We start from the raw sequence: 19,902 nt of genomic DNA, 5'->3' as shown, positions 1-19,902 counted from the left end.
GTCTTCGGCGGCGTCATCTGTCTGGTCGCGGCGGCGGCGGCCTGGTCGGCCCGGGAGACCGCGCACCAGACCCTCGACGAGATCGAGGCCGGGTTCGGGACCCGAGACCGGGCCCCGGCCCGCGTCTGATCCGACCGCACCGCAGCGGGGCCCGTGGCGTCACGCCACGGGCCCCGTCGGCGTCCCGCGGCGGCCGCCAGCAGTCCGACGACGTCGCCGGGGTCGGCGGCCCGGTCGGTGCGCCACACCGCGTCGGTGCCCAGGCGCACCTGCGCCCCGGTCACCGGAGCACGTGCACGGGCTCCCGACGAACGCCTTGTGGCGTCGCCCCCGACCCCAGTCCGACCAGTGTGAACGCCTCCCCGGAGGCGACGACGTGGTCAGGTCGCCGGGGTTTGTGGGGTGTCGAGTTCGATTCGCCGGTGCACCCCGTGGCGGGCCAGTAGCTCCCCGGTGGCCCGGTAGACCGACGGGGCGGCGTCGTAGCGGATGGACACGTACGGCAGGTCCGCCAGCTCCTCCAGGGCGACCTCGGTCCGGTCGTCGAAACCCCGCCCGTGCCCGACGGCGACGGCGGCCGGCCGGGTCTCCACCCGTCGTGCGCTCAGCCCGGGGTCGTCGACGGCGCCGTGGACGAAGGCCAGGTCCAGCTCGCGCCGGGCGACCGCGCGGGCCAGCTCCGCAGAGGTGCCGGGGCGGATCCGCACCGCCAGCTCCGGGCGCGCGGCCCGCAGACGCTCCAGGAAGCCGTCGCGGACCGCCGCCGTCACGTCCGGGGCCATCCCCACCACGACGACCGGGTGCCCGTCGGCGGCGGCGAGCGCGCCGGGCAGCGCCTCGACCCGGGCGACGATGTCCCGGGCCCGCGGCAGCAGTGCCCGCCCGGCCGCGGTCAGCGCCATCCCGCGCGCGGACCGGGTGAACAGCGGCGCGCCGAGCTCCCGCTCCAGGTCGCGGACCCGTCGCGACAACGGCGACGCGGCCAGGTGCAGCCGGGCCGCCGCCCGCGTCAGGTTCAGCTCGTCGGCGACGGCGAGGAAGTAGCGCAGATGGAACAGCTCCACGGGGCGTGACCCTAGAGGTCACGCCCAGGTGCGGTCATCGGTCCTGGTCGCGCCCCTGACCGGCGGCCTACCGTGACCGGCATGGCCTCCCGTCCCGTGCGTATCGCGAACGTGTCCGGCTACCTCGGCGACCGGTACACGGCCGTCGACGAGGCGATGGCCGGGGACCCGGTCGACGTCCTGATGGGCGACTACCTCGCCGAGATCACCCTCGCCGCCCTCGCCGCCGCGGCCGGGCGCGGCGGCCCCGGCTACGTCGCCTACGCCCTCGACCAGCTCACCCCGCACCTGCCCGAGATCGCCCGCCGCGGGGTCCGGGTCGTCACCAACGCCGGCGGGTTCGACCCGGCCGGGATGGCGCAGGAGCTGCGCGACCGGATCGCGGCGGCCGGGCTGTCGCTGCGGGTCGCCCACGTCGCCGGGGACGGGGTGTTCGACCGGCTGGCCGACTTCCACGCCGACGGCCACGGGCTCGAGCACCTCGACACCGGGGCCCCGCTCAAGGACTGGGGGTTCGCCCCGATCACCGCGAACGCCTACCTCGGCGGGTTCGGGATCGCCGCCGCGCTGGCCGCCGGCGCCGACGTCGTCGTGACCGGGCGGGTCACCGACGCCTCGCTGACCGCGGGGCCGGCGGCCTGGTGGCAGGGCTGGGGCCCCGACGACGTCGACGCGCTGGCCGGGGCGGTGACCGCCGGGCACGTCATCGAGTGCGGCGCGCACGCCACCGGCGGCAACTTCTCCGGTTTCCGCTCGGTGCCCGGCATGCTGCGCCCCGGGTTCCCGATCGCCGAGGTCGCCGCCGACGGCTCCTCGGTGATCACCAAGCACGCCCGCGACGGCGGCACGGTCACCGTCGACACCGTCACCGCGCAGCTGCTCTACGAGATCCAGGGCCCGCGCTACCTGAACCCGGACGTCACCGTGCACCTGGACACCGTGCGGCTGAGCCAGGAGGGACCGGACCGGGTCGCGATCGGTCCGGTCACCGGGTCCCCGCCGCCGCCCACGGCGAAGGTCGCGGTGTTCGCCCCATCGGCTACGAGATCTCCACGATGCTGTTCTGCACCGCTCCCGACGTCGAGGGCAAGGTGGAGCTGCTGCGCAACCAGCTGCGCGCGGCGCTGGAGGGCCACGTCGACACTCTGGAGGTCACCCCGCTCGGTGTCGCGGCGGTCGACCCGCCGACCCAGTGGGCGGCGACCGTCCCGATCCGGGTGATCGCGACCGCCCGCGAGAAGGAGCCGCTGCTCCGGTTCTCCCCGGCCGTCGGGTCGCTGTACCTGCAGGGCTTCCCCGGGTTCCACCACGACGGGCACGCGCCGCGGGCGTCGCAGCCGTGGCCGCGGATCGAGTACTGGCCGGCGCTGCTGGAGTCCGCGCTGCTCGACCACCACGCCGTCCTCGACGACGGCAGCCGGGTCGAGGTCCCGCGCGCCTCGCGGACCGCGACCCCCGACGAGACCGCACAGCCGGTGCACCCGGAGCCGGACCTGCCCGCGCCGACCGGCCCGCCCGTCGAGCTGGGCGAGTACACCTGGGCGCGGGCCGGGGACAAGGGCGGCAACGCCAACGTGGGCGTCTGGTGCCGCGACCCCGCGCACTGGGACTGGCTGCGTGCCACGCTGACCACCGAGCGGGCGGCCGCGTTGCTCCCCGAGGCCGAGGGCCGCATCGTCCGGCACGAGTTCCCGCACCTGCGCGCGGTGCACCTGGTGCTCGTCGGGCTGCTCGGCTCGGGCGGCTCGGCCAACCTGCGCGTGGACCAGATCGGCAAGTCCGTGGGTGAGTACCTGCGGGCCAAGTACGTGGGAGGACCCACCGCATGACCACCCCGCCGCTGCCACTGCCGGTGACGCCACTGCCGGTGACGCCACTGCCGAGCGCATCCTCGCGAACGTCGCGTCCCCCGCGACCGACGACGCCTTCGACCCCGGCGCCGCGCTCGACGGGCTGCTGGGCTGCGTCGGGATGAGCGGCGCCGCCGCCGGGGGGCGGGTCGCGTTCGTCGGTGCCGACCCGGTCGTGCCCAGCGCGCTGCGCCTCGGGGGCGGTGCGGCCGTCGCGCTCGCCGCGAAGTCGGTCGGGATGGCCGCGGTGCACCGCGACCGCGGCGGCGACGGTCAGGACGTGACCGTCGACGTCCGGCGCGCCCCGCACCGCCTCTGCCCGTTCTACGACCGCCGCTGGGAGCTGGTGAACGGGTACCCGGCCGCCAGCCCGGCGATCACCTCGCAGGCGCTGGGGTTCTCGTTCCACCGCACCCGCGACGACCGCTGGGTGATGCCGCTCAATCCCTACCCCGCGCTGCGGGCCCGGGCCGAGACCTTCCTCGGGGCCCCGGAGAGCGGCGTCGCCGACGCGATCGCCCGGTGGGACGCCGCCGAGCTGGAGGAGGCCGCGAGCGATGTCGGCATCGTCATGCCGATGGCCCGTACCCCCGGCGAGTGGCTCGCGACCGAGCAGCACGCCGCGCTGGCCGGCACCCCGCCGATCACCCTGCGCCGCATCGGCGACGCGCCGCCCGAGCCGTTCCCGCAGCGCCGCCGCGCCGACCTCCCGCTGGACGGGCTGCGCGCGCTCGGGATGGGCCACGTCATCGCGGGTGCCGGGACCGGGCGGGCGCTGGCCCTGCACGGCGCGGACGTGCTGAACATCTGGCGCCCCACGGAGTTCGAGCACGACAGCACCTACGTCACCGCGAACGTCGGCGTCCGGTCCGCCACGGTGGACCCGCACGCCGCCGACGGCGCCGCGCTGCTGCGCGGGCTGCTCGCCGAGACCGACGTCTTCTACGCCAACCGCCGCCCCGGCTACCTGGCCCGGCTCGGGCTGTCCGCCGAGGAGGCCGCCGCGGTGCGGCCGGGCATCGTGCACGCGACGAACACCCTGCACGGGCCGGTCGGACCGTGGGCGCACCGCGTCGGGTTCGACCAGTCCGCGGGCACCCTGGTCGGGATGATGACCCTGGAGGGCGGCTCGGCCACCGACCCGACGGTGACGCCCCGGCTCTCGCCGATCCTGGTCGTCAACGACTACATCGTGTCCTGGCTGACCGCCGCCGGGATCGCCGCTGCCCTGCGCCGCCGCGCGGTGGAGGGCGGGTCCTGGGCGGTGGAGGTGTCGTTGGCCCGGGCCGCGCTCTGGATGCTGGAGCTCGGGGTGCTCGACCTCGGCTACGCCCGCGAGGTCGCGGGCACCGGGGAGCGGCACGCCTACCCCGCCCCGGAGACGTTCACCGCGCAGACCCCGCTCGGGCACTACCAGGGGGTGACCGACCAGGTCACGATGAGCGCGACGCCGGGGGAGTACCGCACGGTGCTCGTCCCGCGCGGCTCCGGGCGTCCGGAGTGGCTGCCCCGCTGAGAGCGTGTTTGGAAATTCTAGTGGGTTGAGGGTGTCGTGTGTTTCTGCTGGCGGGTGGCGGGGTATCCACGGGCGATGCGGCGGGTGATGGTGTTGATCGCGGCCCAGCGGATCATGGCTTCGGATGTGGTGGGGTGGCGTTCGTAGTCTCGGGCCAGGCGTCGGTGTGCGGTGAGCCAGGCCAGGGTCCGTTCGACCACCCACCTTCGTGGGAGGACGGTGAATCCGCGCTGCTCGGGTGGCTTGCGGATGATCTCGATCGTTGTCTGCAGGATCGTGGCGGCCCAGTCGAGCAGTCGCCCGGCGGAGCCGGCGTCGGCGTAGACGAACCGCACCCTGGTGCGCAGGTAGAGGTTGAGCAGGATCGGCTTGGCGCCGTCGCGGTCCTGTACCGAGGCCGAGCACACCATCGTGGTCAGCAGCAGACCGAGGGTGTCGGTCACGATGAACCGTTTCCGTCCGCCTGTCTTCTTCCCGGCGTCGTAGCCGCGGGAGTCCTGGCCGACGGTGTCGGCGCCCTTGACCGACTGGGAATCGATGATCCCCGCACTCGGCTCCGGATCACGGCCCTCGGCGATACGTAACTGCCCCCGCACGACCGGGAGGATCTTCTCGGTGACCTTCTGCTGTTCCCACTGGTTGAAGTACCAGTAGACGGTCTGCCAGGGCGGGAAGTCCACCGGCAACGCCCGCCAGGCACACCCGGTCCGCACGACATACAAGATCGCGTCCAGCACGTCCCGACGAGCATGAGCAACAGGCCGCCCCCGCCGCGCGAGCGGCGGTAACAACGGCTCGATCACCACCCACTGGGCATCACTGGTGTCCGAGGGGTACCGGCGCGGTCGTTCCTGCATGCCGACCACGATGGAGCACCCCAGCCGTGTCGACCATCCCGACACACCCACCATTTCCAAACACGCTCTGAGGCCGGGGCCCGCCGACCCGCCGCTCGACGGCCATGATCGTCAGGACGAGCGCGGCACCCGCCGCGGCCGGGAGCAGCATCCACCACCAGCCCGGGTCGGGCGCCAGCACACCGCGGGCGTCGTCCTGCCAGGGCCACAGCGCCCGCAGCGCCCCCAGCAGCACGCCGGTCATGATCACCATGAGGGTGCGGCGGTGGTGCTCCAGCAGCCAGGTCAGCGCCGACACGAAGCTCACGAGCCCGACCACGGCGCCGAGCCCGAACACCGCGATGTAGGCCAGGTCCAGGTCGCGCACCGCACGCAGGGTCGGCTCGTAGAGCCCGAACACCAGCAGCAGGAACGAGCCGGAGAACCCCGGCAGCACCAGCGCGCACACCGCGACCGCCGCGGCCAGCCCGACCAGGAGCATCGGCGGGCGGCCGTCCCCGACGACCGGGGGGAGCCCACTGACGGCGAACGTCGCCGCGAACGCGACGACGACCAGCGCCCACTCGCGCAGCCCGCGCAGCCGCCCGGTGATCCGCAGCGGGACCACCACCGACGCGGCGACCATCCCCAGGAACACCGCCCGGGCGCCGACGGGGTGGTCCTCGATCAGCCCCGGGAGGACCTGCGACGCCGCCAGCACCGCCAGCACCATGCCCAGCGCCACGGGCACCAGCAGGCCCCGGTCCAGCCGTCGCAGCTCCTCGCGGGGCGTCACGTCACCGCCCGCCGCGCCCGGCAGCAACGCCCGGGCCGCGCCGACGAGGTGCGCGCCCTGGGCGATCAGGCGTTCGTAGATCCCGACGACCAGCGCCATGGTCCCGCCGCTGACCCCGGGATGGTCTCGACCACGCCGATCGCGGCCCCACGGGCCAGATGAACAACGGACATACACGACAACACGGGCCAGGACGGTACCGACCGGGCGACGAACGGTGGCGGACGGGTGAACTCTCGTTCGCATCACCAAGGATCGGGGCAACCGGTTGCGTGCCGATACGTCCGAGGAGACGTACGCACCATGACGATCGGGGGACTGACATGGACGGGTACGTCCTGCACCGCACCGCCCGCTGGGCCGTGACCATCGCCGCCTGCGGGGCGGTGCTGGCCGGCTGCGGGAGCGGCGGCGGCGACTGGCCGACCGCCGCCGGCTCCGGCGGCACCGCCACAACGCCGAGCAACGCCGCACCGACCACGAGCACCCCGGTGTCCGACGCCGGGAACACCGGGGGCGGTGCCGGTGCCGGCGGCGCGCACACCGGAACCGGGGGGACCGAGGCGGGCGGCGACGAGCGCTGCCACACCTCCGAGCTGGCCGGCTCGGTCGCGGCCGACCCGGGCGGCGGAGCCGCGGGCTCGTCGTACGTGACGCTGACGCTGCGCAACCAGAGTGGCCGCACCTGCTACCTGCGCGGCTTCCCGGGCGTGTCCTACGTCGGCGGCGACGACGGCCACCAGATCGGCCCGGCCGCCGCGATGCAGGGTGGGCACGGCGACCCGGTCCGGCTCGCCCCGGGCGGAAGCGCCGGTGCGACACTGCGGGTGGTGAACGTGCGCAACTTCGACGAGGCCGCCTGCCGCCCGACGGCGGTGCGCGGACTGCGCGTCTACCCGCCCGGCGAGACCGACTCGCTGTTCGTCCCGATGGAGGGCACCGGCTGCGCCGCCACCCCGCCCGGGGACCAGCTGGTGATCCAGGCGTTCACCGCTCGCTGATCCGCGTCCGGGCCCGGTCCGCCGCGGACCGGGCCCCGCGGGGCCACGGGCGGTCGCCACGACGTGGAGGAGACGACCCCGCATGACCCCGCACGAGCGCTCGGCCACGCCCCGACGACGCGGCGACGTCGCAGCTCTCGGCCACCGGCTCCACGACCTCGACGGAGCGTCCTACCGCTCCTACAAGGACCTCACCGGCGTCTGGACGGGGGAGCACGGCTACGACCTCGAGATCCGGACGGTGCAGGCCGACCCGTTCGCGCCGCCGTCGCGGCTGCGGGTGACCGTGCCCGCCCGGGCCGCCGGGCTGCCGCCCGGCCTGTACGACGGACCCGTGCGGGCGCGTGCCCTCGCCGGGTTCCTGGCCCGCGCCCTGCGCCGCGCCCTGGAGCGCAGCACCGTGCGGATCGACGCGGGTGGCCAGGAGGTGCTCGACCACAGCGCGGTCCGCATCCGGCCCGACGGGACGGTCGTCGCCGAGGTGTCGGTGCCGTTGCCCGGCCGGGGTCGGCGGATCGACGGCCGGGCAGCGGCCGCGGAGGTCACGGTCGCGCTGCCGCGCGCGGTGCTGGGGGCGCTGCGCTGGGAGACCGCCGACACCGCCGCCGCCGAGGAGTTCGTGGAGACCGTCGTCGACGCCGGTGCCCTGCGCGACGCGCTGGCCGGTCGCGGCCTGGTCGGGTTCGTCGCCGACGGCGCGGTGCTGCCGCGGGCCTCCGGCGTCGACGACCGGCCGCTGGTGGGCGGGGTGCCGTTCGTCTCCCCGCCGGAGCTGCGCGTGAGCCTGGAGGTCCCGCACCGCGGCACGGTGACCGGCATGGGCGTCCCCGAGGGCGTCACGCTGATCGTCGGCGGCGGCTACCACGGCAAGTCCACGCTGCTGCGTGCGCTGGAGAACGGCGTGTACGACCACGTCCCCGGCGACGGGCGCGAGCTCGTCGTCGCCCGCGCCGACGCGGTGTCGGTGCGCGCCGAGGACGAGCGCTCGGTGCAGCGCGTCGACGTGTCGGCCTTCGTCACCGGCCTCCCGTCCGGGAACCCCACCGACGACTTCTCCACGGAGTCGGCGTCCGGCTCGACCTCGCAGGCCGCCGCCACGGTGGAGGCGCTGGAGGCCGGCGCCGGCGTGCTGCTGATCGACGAGGACACCGCAGCCACCAACGCCATGATCCGCGACGACCGGATGCGCGCGCTGATCCCGGCCGAGCCGCTGGTCCCGTTCGCCGAGCGGGTCCGGCCGCTGCACCGCGGGCACGGGGTGTCCACCGTGCTCGTCATGGGCGGCTCGGGGGGAGTACCTCGACCGCGCCGACACCGTGATCCTGCTGCAGGACTACGTCGCCTCCGAGGTCACCGGCCGGGCCCGGGAGATCGCCGGACTGGGCGACGAGGCGACCGACACCGCGTTCCCGGCGTTCGCCCGCCGCGAGTTCGACCCCCGCAGCGTGGACGCCTCGGTGCGCGGGCGGCGCAGGATCACCGCCCGCGGCCGCGGCCGTCTCACCTTGGGCGCCGACGACATCGACCTGTCCGCGCTGGCCCAGCTCGCCGACCCCGGCCAGACCACCGGCGTCGGGTACGCCCTGGCCGCCCTCGACCTGCGTGGGGTCACCCTCGCCGAGGCGTTGGAGCGGCTGGAGGAGGCGCTGCGGCGCGGCGGGACCGACGCGATCACCCGGGGCGCGCCGGTGGACGTCGCGGTGCCGCGACGGCACGAGGTCGCGGCCGCGCTGAACCGGTTGCGACCCGCACGTGTGACGCACCTCCACAGAAACGGTCAGGGCTGACTGTTAGAGTGCCTCCGAGCACGTGCACCGACGCACCGTCACCGGAGGACCCCATGACCGAGACCGCCCAGCGGGACCTGAACGGCCGCACCATCGTCATGTCCGGCGGCAGCCGCGGCATCGGCCTCGCGATCCTGCTCGCCGCCGCCCGCCGCGGCGCGAACGCCGTCATCCTGGCCAAGACCGACCAGCCCGATCCGCGCCTGCCCGGCACCGTGCACACCGCGGTCGCCGAGATCGAGCAGGCCGGGGGCAAGGCCGTCGCCGTCGTCGGGGACGTGCGGGTCGAGGCGGACGTGGAACGCGCCGTCGCCACCGCCGCCGAGACCTTCGGCGGCGTCGACATCGTCGTCAACAACGCCAGCGCCCTGAACATCAGCGGCACCGCCGACGTCACGCCCAAGCGCTACGACCTCATGCAGTCGATAAACTCGCGCGGCACCTACCTGCTGACCCGGACCGCGCTGGACCACCTCAAGGCCTCCGACGACGCGCAGGTCCTCACCCTGTCCCCGCCGATCAACCTCGACCCGAAGTGGCTCGGCGCGTTCCCGCCCTACATGCTCTCCAAGTACGGCATGTCGCTGCTGACCCTGGGCTGGGCGCACGAGTTCGCCGGCGACGGCATCCGGGCCAACTGCCTGTGGCCGCGCACCACCATCGCGACCGCGGCCGTGACGAACCTGCTGGGCGGCGACCAGGTCGCCGGGCGTGCCCGCACCCCCGAGATCATGGCCGACGCGGCCCTGGCGATCCTGACCGATCCGGCGCGCCCCACCGGGCACACCTTCATCGACGACGAGGTGCTCGCCGCGCACGGCGTCACCGACCTCACCCCCTACGGCGACTCCGAGCACAACGACATCGACTTCTTCCTCGAGGGCACCGACCCGGCCGACCTGCCGGTGTGAGCCCTGCCGGTGTGATCCCCGCGCGGCTCCCGAGGGTGACCGCTTGACCCCATCGGGTGGCATCGGGAACCGCCGGGAGCCCGCGGGCGACCTCTCCCGACGGCGCGGGCACACCGCCCGCGACACCCGGACCGACGACGAGGAGCACCCGAGTGCGACACATCGCCACCTTCTGCGGCAGCTGCAACTGCGGATGCCCCGAGCTGTTCGTCGACGACGCGGCCGTCCCGGAGAAGCGGATCGTGGTCACCGACGACTTCGGCCAGCGCGTGCAGATGAGCGTCGACCAGTTCGCCGACCTCGTCGCCTCGGCGCGCAACGGCGTGTTGGACGAGCTCGTCGCGGGCTGAGCCGCTACGCGGTCGCGGGGCCGCCGGGAACCGTCCCGGCGGCCCCGTCGTCCGTGCGCGGGCCGTTGAGGGGGCCCTCGGCCGGGTGGTCGGGGCTCCCGGCGAGCCGGCCCGCGAGGTCGGCCAGCGCGTCGCGCAGCGGCGCGGCGCGCTCGCTGAACCCGGCCTGGGCGCGGGCGTACTCGGCGCGTCCGGCGGGTGTCTCGATCCGCACCGGGTCGAACCCGTGGCCGGACAGGTCGTAGGGGGAGGCGCGCATGTCCAGCTCACGGACGTCCGCGGCGAGGGCGAAGCAGTCGGCGACAAGCTCCGACGGTACCGCCGGCGCGAGCTTGTAGGCCCACTTGTAGAGGTCCATCGTCGCGTGCAGGCAGCCCGGCTGCTCCATCTCGACCTGCCGCTCGCGGGTGGGCACGAGCTCGTTGCGCGGGGCCGCGGCGTCGGTGAAGAACCGGTAGGCGTCGTAGTGGGTGCAGCTGATCCGCGCCGACTCGACGACGGCGTCGGTGCCCGCCCGCCCGAGACGCAGCGGCACCGTGTCGCGGTGCCGGGCGTCGTCGGTGCGGTAGACCATCGCCCACTCGTGCAGGCCGAAGCAGCCCAGCCGGGGCGGCCGGGACCGGGTCGCGACCAGCAGCCGGTGCACGAACGTCGCGGTCGTCCGGAGCCGCTGCGGCGCCGCCGCGGGATCGAACAGGACCGTGCCGTCGGGCCGGGTGACGTGGCCGGGGCGGTCGGCGAGCTCCGCGGCGTCGGCGCGCGCGACGCCGGGGCCCGGGTCCCAGCGCTCCAGCTGGGCGGGGCGGTGGGAGTAGTAGGTGAACAGGAAGTCCCACACCGGGTGCGGCTCGCCGCGCCGTCGCCGCTCGCGGTGCGGCCCGGTCCAGGCCGCGACCCGCTCGCGGTGGGCCGCCGCCCGTGCCCGCCAGGTCGCGCCGTCGAGGACGGGCACGGTGGCGCCGGGGGCCGAGACGCGCGGGGTCGGCCCGGACGCGGTCGACACAGGAGAGGTCGACACAGGCGGGGTCGGCCCGGGTGAGGTCGGCACGGACGGGGGCGGCACGGTGTCCGACGGTACGACGCGCGCGGGTCAGGCCGGGGTGCCGGGGGCGTGGGTGGCGTCGCGGACGCTGCCCACGAACGCCTCGGTGAGGTCCTCCATGGTGACCACGCCGACGGTGGTGTCGTGCTCGTCGACGGCGCGGGCCAGGTGTGCCCTGGCGGCCCGCAGCGTGGCGAGCGCCTCGTCGAGGCGGGCCGAGGCCGGGACCGACGGCACGCTGCGGACCCGCTGCGGCGGGATCGTCGCGGACTCGGCGTCGGCGAGATCCAGCACGTCCTTGACGTGCAGGTACCCGGTCAGCCTGCCCTGCGCGCCGCGGATCGGGAACCGTGAGTACCCGGTCCGTTCGACGGCCTCGGTGAGCGCGGAGACCGTCGTCGTCCCGCCGGGGCCGGCGTCGAGGCACACCAGGTCCTCCAGCGCGACGACGACGTCGGAGACGGTCGCCTCCGCCGAGGACAGGGTCCGTTCGATCCGCGAGCTCTCCGAGTCGTCGAGCAGGCCCTCACGGCGCGAGTCGCCCAGCATCTCGGCGAGCTCGCCGGTGGTGAACGCGGTCTCCAGCTCGTCGCGCGGGGTCACCCCGACCAGGCGCAGGGTGGCGTTGGCCATCGCGTTGAACAGGTCGATGAACGGGCGGGTGACCCGGGTCCACACCAGGAACGGGGGGACCAGCAGGATCGCCGCGCGCTCCGGGCCCGCGATCGAGATGTTCTTCGGCACCATCTCGCCGAGCATCATGTGCGCGACGACGACGATCATCAGCGACACCGCGAACGCGACCGGGTAGGCGAACGACTCCGGCACCCCGACCGCCTCGAGCGGCCCGTCGATGAGGTGCGCCACGGCCGGCTCGCCGAGCCGGCCGAGCAGCAGCGACGCGATGGTGATGCCCAGCTGGGAGGCCGCGAGCATCCGGGACAGGTCGTGCGAGGCGTCGAGGACCCGCTGCGCCCCGGCGGACCCGGCGTCGGCCATGGCCTCCAGGCGGTCCTTGCGGCCGGAGATCAGCGCGAACTCCGCGGCGACGAAGAAGGCGTTCACCCCGAGCAGGGCGACGGCGGCGAGCAGTGCGAGCAGGTCGTTCACGCCGGCACCGTCCCGTGCCCGGCGGTGCGGTCGGCGCCGTGGTCCGGGCTGCGGTCGGGGCTGCGCTGCACACGGATCTCGGCGACCCGGTTGCGGTCGCGGCGCAGGACCTCCAGCGTCCACCCGTCGACCTCGACGGTGTCGCCGACGTCGGGGATCCGGCCCAGCCGGGCCACGACCAGCCCGGCGAGGGTCTCGTAACCCCCGGGCGGCATCCGGAACCCGGTCACCTCGTCCACCTCGTCGTCGCGCATCAGGCCGGACAGCGCCCAGACTCCGTCGCCGAGGCGGCGCACCCGGTTCTGCTCGCCGCGGTCGTGCTCGTCGCGGACGTCGCCGAGGATCTCCTCCACCAGGTCCTCCATGGTCACCAGACCGGCGGTGCCGCCGTACTCGTCGACGACGACGGCGGTCTGCAGTCCCGCCGCCCGCAGCCGGGTCATCAGTTCGTCGCCGTCCAGCGACGACGGCACCGTCTCGACCGGCCGGGCCAGGTCCCGCACGGCGGTGTCGGCGCGGCGGGCCGGCGGCACCGAGAACGCCTGCTTGACGTGCACCAGGCCCAGCGGGACGTCCGGGTCGCCGTCGACGACCGGGAACCGGGAGAACCCGGAGCGGCGGGCCAGCGCGACCAGGTCGGTGACGGTGTCGGTGGCGTCGATGGTCTCCACCCGCACCCGCGGGGTCATCAGGTCCTCGGCGACGCGGTCGGTGAAGCGCAGCGAGCGCTCCAGCAGCACCGCGGTGCCCGGGTCGATGCTGCCGCTCTCGGCGCTGGCCCGCACCAGCGAGCTCAGCTCGCCGGGTGAGCGGGCCGAGCGCAGCTCCTCGGCCGGTTCGATGCCGAGCCGGCGCACGATGGCGTTGGCCGCGCTGTTCAGGCCGGTGATGAGCCAGCGGAACGCCGAGGCGAACCCGGCCTGCAGCCACACCACCGAGCGCGCCACCTCCATCGGGTGGGCGATCGCGAGGTTCTTCGGGACCAGCTCGCCGAAGACCATCGACAGCACCGTCGCCAGGACGAGCGACAGCACGGTCGCGGTGCCCGAGGCGATCCCGGCGGGCAGATCGACGGCCTCCAGGACCGGCCGGATCAGCTCGGCGACGGCGGGCTCGGCGATGTAGCCGGTGGCCAGGGTGGTGGCGGTGATCCCGAGCTGGCAGCCCGACAGCTGGAACGACAGCCCGGCGTGCGCCCGCTGCACCGCGCGGGTGCGGCGGTCGTCCCGGCGGGCGACGGCGGCGTCGATGCGGCTGCGTTCGAGCGCGGTGAGGGAGAACTCCGAGGCGACGGACACGGCGGTTCCCAGGGTGAGCGCGGCGACCGCGAGCAGCCCGAGGACGGAGAGCAGGACGGACACGGAGCTCATGGCCTCCATCGGGGAGAAACGGTGCACGACGATACGGCGGCCGCGCCGGGACCGCGCGACGGGAGCTGCGAGTCGGGCAGCTGCGAGTGATGTCACGGCGTCCCGACGGTGATCCCGGCCGTGACCGGGGTCTAGGTTGGTCAGCCATGACCACGGCGACGTCGCCCTCCGCACCGTCCCCCGCGCCACCGGGCTCCCCGGACGGCGGTCGGGTGCCGGTGAGCGGGGCCCCGACCGCAGCGCACCGGTGAGCGCACCGCAGCCGACGCCCCCGTCGGAGCGCGCGTCCCCCGCGGCCGCGACGCACCCGCAGTACGGCGGCCGGCGCAGCTCGGGCCTGGCCCGGGGGAGCGCCTCACCGTTCGTCGACTTCGACCGCCGCTCCTGGTCGCAGCTCGCGTCCTCGACCACGGTGCCGCTGTCGGCCCAGGAGCTCGACCAGCTGCGCAGCTACGGCGACTTCGTCGACCTCGACGAGGTCCGCGAGGTCTACCTGCCGCTGTCGCGGCTGCTGAACCTGCACGTCGAGGAGGGCGGTCGGCTCTACCGGGCCTACCGGCGCTTCCTGGGCTCGGGCGGGGCCCGGACCCCGTTCGTGATCGGGATCGCGGGTTCGGTCGCGGTCGGGAAGTCGACCACCGCGCGGCTGCTGCGCCTGCTGCTCGCCCGCTCCCCGGAGCACCCCGACGTGCAGCTGGTCACCACCGACGGGTTCCTCTACCCCAACGCCGAGCTGCAGGCCCGCGGGCTGATGGAGCGCAAGGGCTTCCCGGAGTCCTACGACCGCCGCAAGCTGCTGCGGTTCGTCTCCGAGATCAAGGGCGGCCGCCCCGAGGTCACCGCCCCGGTCTACTCACACCTGGTCTACGACATCGTCCCCGACGAGCAGCTCGTCGTCCGCAGCCCCGACATCCTCATCGTCGAGGGGCTCAACGTGCTCCAGCCCGCGGTCGCGGGCGCGCTGACCGTGTCGGACTTCATCGACTTCTCCGTCTACGTCGACGCCGCCACCGCCGACGTGCGCCGCTGGTACGTGGAGCGTTTCCTGCGGCTGCGCCAGACCGCGTTCCGGGACCCGCAGTCGTTCTTCCGCCGCTACGCCGAGCTCGACCACGACGCGGCCGTGGCACGGGCCGAGCACATCTGGGCGACGATCAACCAGCCCAACCTGGAACAGAACGTGCTGCCCACCCGCTCGCGGGCCAGCGCGGTGCTGACCAAGGGCCCGAACCACGACGTCACGCGGGTGCGGCTGCGCAAGCTCTGACCAGGGCCGTGGTGAGGGCCTCGGCCGCCTCGCCGACCCGGGCCGCGGAGCAGGTCTCGTCGGTGACGTGGGCCAGCTCGGGGTCGCCGGGCCCGTACACCAGCACCGCCGGGTCCCCGAGCGCGGGGACCAGCACCGACGCGTCGGTGAAGTAGGACGCGAACGCCGCCGGTCCGTCGTGGCCGAGCGCGGTGGCGGCCGCCCTTGCCCGCGGGTCGGCCGGATCGGTGCCGACGGCGGGCAGGTCCAGGCGCACCTCGACGTGCGGGACGCCGCGGTGGGGCGTCCCGGCGAGCGCGGCGCGGGCGACCGCGGCCACCTCGTCGCGGGCCGCGGCGGCGTCGAGGCCGGGTACCAGACGCAGGTCGACCTCCAGCTCGGCGCGGTCGGGCACCAGGTTGGGCTGCAGTCCGGCGTGCAGCGTCCCGGGGTTGGCGGTGGCGGCGCCGTGCGTCGCGCTGACGGGCCAGGTGTGGTCGTGCAGCGCCGCCGCGACCCGCCCGAGCGCGACGAGCGCGTTGTCGCCCAGCTCCGGGCGCGACCCGTGGGCGCTCACCCCGTGCTGCACCAGCCGCAGCCACAGCACGCCCTTGTGGCCGTGCAGCACCCGGTTCGCGGTCGGCTCGGCCACCACCAGCAGCGGCGACGGCTCCAGGCCGGTGAGCAGCCGGGCGCCGTCGCCGCCGGTCTCCTCGCCGAAGGTGAACACCAGCTGCAGCGGGGTCGCCGGGGTGCTGCGCAGTGCCGCGACGACGAGCGCGGCCACCCCGGCCTTCATGTCGGTGCTGCCGCGCCCGCGCAGCCGGCCGTCGACGACGTCACCGGCATGCGGGTCGAACGACCAGCCGGCCGGGTCGGCGGGGACGGTGTCGAGGTGCCCGGTGAGGGTGACGGGTGGGCGGCCGTCGCCGCGGCGGGCCACCAGGTTCGCCCGCGCCGGGTCGGCCGGGTCGGGCTCGGTCCGCACGGTGAATCCGCCGTCGTCGAGCAGGCCGGCGAGGGCGTCGGCGGCCGCGCGCTCGCCGCCGCCCCGGGTGTCGAGGGCGATCAGCGAGCCGGCGAGCGCGACGGGGTCGGGGATCTCCATCCCCGCGACCCTGCCACGACCCTTGCCACGACCCTGCTGCGCCGCCGCCGCCGAGGGCCGATGCCATTGCTCAGCACTTCTTTGGCAGAATGGGGCGATGAGTGAGGGATCGGGCGGCGAGTCCGGTGGCACCGTGGTGACCGGCCGTTTCGAGACGAGCGACGACGAGGTGGCCTCCCGGCTGCGACTGGCGGTGGGACGGCTGAACCGCCGGATCCGCATCGACGGCTCCGAGTCGCTGCCGCCGTTGCAGCTGTCGACCCTGGTTACCGTCGAGCAGCACGGCCCGCTGCGCCTGTCGGAGCTGGCCCGCCGTGAGGGTGTGACCGCACCGACGATGTCGCGGGTGCTCTCCGCGTTGGACGAGCAGGGCATGGTCGAGCGTGCCGCGGACCCGGGAGACGCCCGCGGCGTGCTCGTCTCGGTCTCCGCCGACGGGCTGGCCCGGCTGCGCGAGATCCGCAGCCAGCGCACCGCCCTGGTCGCGCGCCGGCTCGACCGGCTCGACGCCGCTCAGCGCGCCGCGCTGGAGGCCGCGCTGCCCGCGCTGGAGGCCCTGCTCGTCGCCGACGACTGACCGGCCCGCACCCTGGTGCGGCGATCGACCGGAACTGCCCCGGTGGGGCGACCGCCGGTGACAACCGACCCGGCCGGGGTCAGGTCTCGGCGCCGTCGACGGTGACCACGACCCGGGAGCCGTCGTCGCGGCTGCCGCCCGCGACGGCGCGCAGCCCCGCGACGCGGGAGGACTCGGGCAGCGGGTCGGGGTAGTGCCAGAACACGTCGGCCAGCCGGGTCCCGCCGGGCAGGTCGGCGTGCTCGTAGTGCGCCTCGCCCTTGTAGGGGCAGCGTGTCCGGAGGTCGCTCGGCGAGGTCGGGACGGCGAGGTCGGCGGCGGGGAGGTACCAGCGGTTCGGCAGCCCGGTCTCCGACAGTACCCACGGGCGTCGCGAGCGGGCCAGGACCGTCTCCACCCCGTCGGTCGCGACGTGGGTGACGACGACCTCGCGGTGGGTCGGACGGACGTCGACCCGGGTGTAGGGATCGGTGAGGTGCGCGAAGACCTGCTCGTCCTCGTCGTACCAGGCGTCGGCGGCGTTCCAGTACAGCGCGGCGAGCCCGCGCAGCCAGGGCGCGGCCGCGACGGGCTCCGGGTAGTGCCAGACCGCGTTCTCCGCGGTGCGGTCGCCGACGACCAGCGAGCGGTAGGACGCGTCGCCCTTGAACGGGCAGTGCGTGGTGTGGTCGGTCGCGACCAGCACGTCCTGGTCGAGATCGGCCTCGGGGACGTAGAGCACGGGCAGCAGGTTCGACTCGTGCAGCAGGAACCCGCCACGGGTGTCGAGCACGGTGCGCCCGGCGAACTCCGCCCGCACCCGCCTCGGGAACGGGTGCATCAGCAGCTTGTGCGGCGGGCCCTCGATCGCGTAGTTCACCGTCGTCGGCGCGGAGGACGACAGCGGGCCGTCGGTGCGGGTCAGTCCCATGTGGCCTCACCTCGTGGGTGGTCGTGCGGGTCGGTACCCACACAACCACCCACGGGGCGAACCCGCCACGGGCTACAGCGAGAGCTGCACGTCGTAGTCGCCGATCCAGGTGTTGAGGTCGATGATCCGCTCCAGCTGCATCCGGCGGCCCATCGAGTTGGCCTCGTGCCCGCCGCCGGCGTCGAGCCGTCGCCGGACGGCCGCGCGGTCCACCAGCGGCGCGACGGGGGCGTCGTCGCCGTGCGAGAGGATCTCGGCGACCTGCTCGCGCAGCGACTTCTCGTAGCCGTCGTCCTGGGTGGAGGGGTACGGGCTCTTGACCCGCTGCACCACCGACTCCGGCAGCAGGTCGGAGGTGGCGTGGCGCAGCAGCGACTTCTCGCGGCCGTCGAAGGTCTTGTGCGCCCACGAGGTGCCGAAGACGTACTCGACGAGGCGGTGGTCGCAGAACGGCACCCGCACCTCGAGCCCGACCGCCATGCTCATCCGGTCCTTGCGGTCGAGCAGCACCGGCAGCCAGCGGGTCAGGTACAGGTAGCAGATCTCGCGCATCCGCCGCTCGTGCGGGTCGTCGGCGGCCGGGCCGGTCAGCTCGGGCACCTCGGACAGTGCCGTCCGGTACTGGTCCTCGACGTAGCCGGGCACGTCGAGCTTGGCCCACAGCGCGCCGTCGAACAGGCCGGGGTCGGCGGGGTCGTGGTTCATCATCCGCCCGGCGAGCCACGGGAAGGTGTCCGCGGCGACGGTCTCCGGGTCGTGGAAGTCGCGATAGCCGCCGAAGACCTCGTCGGCGGACTCCCCGGACAGCGCGACCGTGGACTCCTTGCGGATCGCGGAGAAGAGCAGGTAGAGCGAGGAGTCCATGTCGCCGATGCCGGCCGGCAGGTCGCGGGCGTGCACCGTGGCCCGGCGCACGGCGGGGTCCATCATGTCCTCGGTGCGCAGCACGATGTCGCGGTGGGAGGTGCCGACGTACTCGGCGACCTCGTGCACGTAGGGGTGTCCGGGGTGCTGCGGGCGTCGTCGGCGACGAAGTTGTCGGCGTAGCCCACGAAGTCCACCGCGAACGACCGGACGGTGCCGTCCACGTGCTTCGCGGCCAGCGCGGTGAGCGCCGAGGAGTCCAGACCGCCCGACAGCAGGGTGCAGAGCGGCACGTCGGCGTAGAGCTGGCGCTGCGCGGTGTCCTCCAGCAGCTCGCGGACGTGGTGCACGGTGGTGTCGACGTCGTCGGTGTGCCCGGTGTCGGTGAGCTGCCAGTAGCGCTCCTCGCGGATCCCGCCGTCGCGGGAGACCCGGACGACGCAGCCGGGCGGGACCTCGCGCATGCCGCGGAAGACCGCGTTGGACATGTCGGAGACGAACGCCAGCGCTCGGCGCAGCCCCTCGGCGTCGACCACCCGCTCGGCCTCGGGGTTGGCCAGGATCGCCTTGGGCTCGGAGCCGAACAGCACCCCGTGCGGGGTGGGGTAGTAGTAGAGCGGCTTGATGCCCAGCCGGTCGCGCACCAGCACCAGTTCGCTCGTGCCGGAGTCCCACAGGGCGTAGGCGAACATGCCGTTGAGCCGCCGGGCGACCTCACGCGGGTCCTTCGCGCCCCACTCGCGGTGCGCCCGCAGCACGACCTCGGTGTCGCTGGAGGTACGGAACCGGTGCCCCGCCGCGGCGAGCTGCTCGCGCAGCTCACGGAAGTTGTAGGTCTCCCCGGAGTAGACCATGTGCAGGGCGGGTGCCCCGCCCTCGTCGAGGGTCATCGGCTGGCGGCCGCCCTCGATGTCGATGACCGCGAGCCTGCGGTGGCACAGCGCCGCGGGGCCCTGGGCCCACACACCCTGCTGGTCCGGTCCGCGGCAGGACATCGTGTCGTTCATCGCCGCGAGGGTGCGGGCGTGCTCGTCCGCCCCCAGGTCGTGTCGGTAGTCGATCCAGCCGCAGATTCCGCACACGGTTGAGCGCCTCCTCGATCTCGTGCCCGGACCACGTCGTCCGGCGGATCGATTGCAACGCTAATGATTGCGTAACGCAACACGGGCGAAACACACGGTGCGGGCTCTGTCCGGTGCTGGGTGGTTCGTCCCGCGATTTCGGCGACGCACGTCGCCGATCACACCCGTTCGGAGTAGCACTGTTGCGTGAAGGCGCACGAACCTTTCGATCCGCTTACGTGATTGCGATCGTCAATGTTGCGGCCCGCAACGTGTGTAGCATGCGAAACATGACCGAACGTCCGATTGGCCCGATTGACGACGACGCCACCGTGGCGACCGGCGCGTCGCCACGGCGACGCAGGACCCGCTGCACTCGCTGGAGAAGCAGATCACGCTGCTGGTCCGCCGCACCATGGAGTCGGTGTGGTCCCACGGGTACGGCACGAACGACGCCGTGGACCGCTACACCTACCCGTGCTCATGCTCCTCGACGACGAGGG

At 74.3% G+C, this 19,902-nt stretch carries 15 protein-coding genes and 3 pseudogenes; 9 read left to right on the top strand and 9 right to left on the bottom strand.

The window, feature by feature from the left end; genetic code table 11:
- Window positions 1–380: 380 nt before the first annotated feature.
- The gene (locus tag KPL57_RS63895; protein ID WP_226359290.1) at window positions 381–1,064 is read right to left on the bottom strand and encodes a LysR family transcriptional regulator; all 684 of its coding nucleotides are present in this window, start codon (window positions 1,062–1,064) and stop codon (window positions 381–383) included.
- A gap of 81 nt (window positions 1,065–1,145) precedes the next feature.
- Between KPL57_RS63895 and KPL57_RS63890 the strand changes: the two genes are divergently transcribed.
- Together KPL57_RS63890 and KPL57_RS63885 are read left to right on the top strand one after the other, a co-directional pair.
- A complete protein-coding gene (locus KPL57_RS63890) occupies window positions 1,146–2,285 on the top strand; it encodes an acyclic terpene utilization AtuA family protein (protein WP_226359289.1) in 1,140 nt (379 codons plus the stop codon).
- Window positions 2,286–2,951: 666 nt separating this feature from the next.
- Complete coding sequence (locus tag KPL57_RS63885; protein WP_226359292.1) at window positions 2,952–4,430, top strand: CoA transferase; 1,479 nt, start codon at window positions 2,952–2,954, stop codon at window positions 4,428–4,430.
- A 1-nt stretch (window position 4,431) separates the two neighbouring features.
- Here KPL57_RS63885 and KPL57_RS63880 read toward each other — a convergent pair.
- Window positions 4,432–5,341 (bottom strand): annotated as a pseudogene (locus KPL57_RS63880) (IS5 family transposase); the annotation flags it as partial.
- Complete coding sequence (locus KPL57_RS63875; RefSeq protein ID WP_226359288.1) at window positions 5,247–6,308, bottom strand: DUF368 domain-containing protein; 1,062 nt, start codon at window positions 6,306–6,308, stop codon at window positions 5,247–5,249. The gene KPL57_RS63875 and the pseudogene KPL57_RS63880, both read right to left, overlap by 95 nt.
- 77 nt (window positions 6,309–6,385) lie before the next feature.
- On the opposite strand from KPL57_RS63875, the gene KPL57_RS63870 reads away from it, so the two are divergent.
- The 5 genes and pseudogenes from KPL57_RS63870 (at window position 6,386) to KPL57_RS63855 (ending at window position 10,111) form a co-directional block, all read left to right on the top strand.
- Entirely contained in the window at window positions 6,386–7,063 is a 678-nt protein-coding gene (locus KPL57_RS63870; RefSeq protein ID WP_226359287.1) for a DUF4232 domain-containing protein, read from the top strand.
- 82 nt (window positions 7,064–7,145) lie between these two features.
- Window positions 7,146–8,294, top strand: a pseudogene (locus KPL57_RS73655) (P-loop domain-containing protein); the annotation flags it as partial.
- Window positions 8,295–8,379: 85 nt separating this feature from the next.
- On the top strand, window positions 8,380–8,850 hold the full coding sequence (locus KPL57_RS73650; protein ID WP_374203990.1) for a hypothetical protein: 471 nt from the start codon (window positions 8,380–8,382) through the stop codon (window positions 8,848–8,850).
- Between the two features lie 53 nt (window positions 8,851–8,903).
- On the top strand, window positions 8,904–9,761 hold the full coding sequence (locus tag KPL57_RS73645; RefSeq protein WP_020623207.1) for an NAD(P)-dependent oxidoreductase: 858 nt from the start codon (window positions 8,904–8,906) through the stop codon (window positions 9,759–9,761).
- A gap of 152 nt (window positions 9,762–9,913) precedes the next feature.
- Window positions 9,914–10,111 (top strand): hypothetical protein, encoded by a 198-nt coding sequence (locus KPL57_RS63855; protein ID WP_226359286.1) that lies wholly within the window; start codon window positions 9,914–9,916, stop codon window positions 10,109–10,111.
- A gap of 4 nt (window positions 10,112–10,115) precedes the next feature.
- On the opposite strand, the gene KPL57_RS63850 is transcribed toward KPL57_RS63855, so the two are convergent.
- The 3 genes from KPL57_RS63850 to KPL57_RS63840 form a co-directional block, all read right to left on the bottom strand.
- The gene (locus tag KPL57_RS63850; RefSeq protein WP_374203989.1) at window positions 10,116–11,114 is read right to left on the bottom strand and encodes a 3-methyladenine DNA glycosylase; all 999 of its coding nucleotides are present in this window, start codon (window positions 11,112–11,114) and stop codon (window positions 10,116–10,118) included.
- Between the two features lie 87 nt (window positions 11,115–11,201).
- On the bottom strand, window positions 11,202–12,263 hold the full coding sequence (locus KPL57_RS63845; protein ID WP_226359285.1) for a hemolysin family protein: 1,062 nt from the start codon (window positions 12,261–12,263) through the stop codon (window positions 11,202–11,204).
- Window positions 12,260–13,633, bottom strand: a complete 1,374-nt coding sequence (locus KPL57_RS63840; protein ID WP_226359284.1) for a hemolysin family protein — start codon at window positions 13,631–13,633, stop codon at window positions 12,260–12,262. Before KPL57_RS63840 ends, KPL57_RS63845 begins: the two co-directional genes overlap by 4 nt.
- A 337-nt stretch (window positions 13,634–13,970) precedes the next feature.
- Between KPL57_RS63840 and coaA the strand changes: the two genes are divergently transcribed.
- Window positions 13,971–14,900 (top strand): type I pantothenate kinase, encoded by a 930-nt coding sequence (coaA, locus tag KPL57_RS63835; protein ID WP_075311794.1) that lies wholly within the window; start codon window positions 13,971–13,973, stop codon window positions 14,898–14,900.
- Here coaA and KPL57_RS63830 read toward each other — a convergent pair.
- Entirely contained in the window at window positions 14,872–15,987 is a 1,116-nt protein-coding gene (locus KPL57_RS63830; protein ID WP_226359283.1) for a M20/M25/M40 family metallo-hydrolase, read from the bottom strand. The genes coaA and KPL57_RS63830 overlap by 29 nt on opposite strands.
- 97 nt (window positions 15,988–16,084) lie before the next feature.
- Here KPL57_RS63830 and KPL57_RS63825 point away from each other — a divergent pair, with 97 nt between their 5' ends.
- Window positions 16,085–16,564 (top strand): MarR family winged helix-turn-helix transcriptional regulator, encoded by a 480-nt coding sequence (locus KPL57_RS63825; RefSeq protein WP_063718673.1) that lies wholly within the window; start codon window positions 16,085–16,087, stop codon window positions 16,562–16,564.
- Window positions 16,565–16,643: 79 nt separating this feature from the next.
- On the opposite strand, the gene KPL57_RS63820 is transcribed toward KPL57_RS63825, so the two are convergent.
- Window positions 16,644–17,474 carry a DUF427 domain-containing protein gene (locus KPL57_RS63820; RefSeq protein ID WP_075333430.1) on the bottom strand — a complete coding sequence of 277 codons (831 nt, stop codon included), beginning with the start codon at window positions 17,472–17,474 and terminating at the stop codon, window positions 16,644–16,646.
- 72 nt (window positions 17,475–17,546) lie between these two features.
- A pseudogene (asnB, locus tag KPL57_RS73640) lies at window positions 17,547–19,420 on the bottom strand (asparagine synthase (glutamine-hydrolyzing)).
- Window positions 19,421–19,902: the final 482 nt, after the last annotated feature.

The sequence above is a fragment of the Pseudonocardia sp. ICBG601 genome (assembly GCF_020496245.1).
This window is presented reverse-complemented; position numbering and strand designations above follow the sequence as displayed.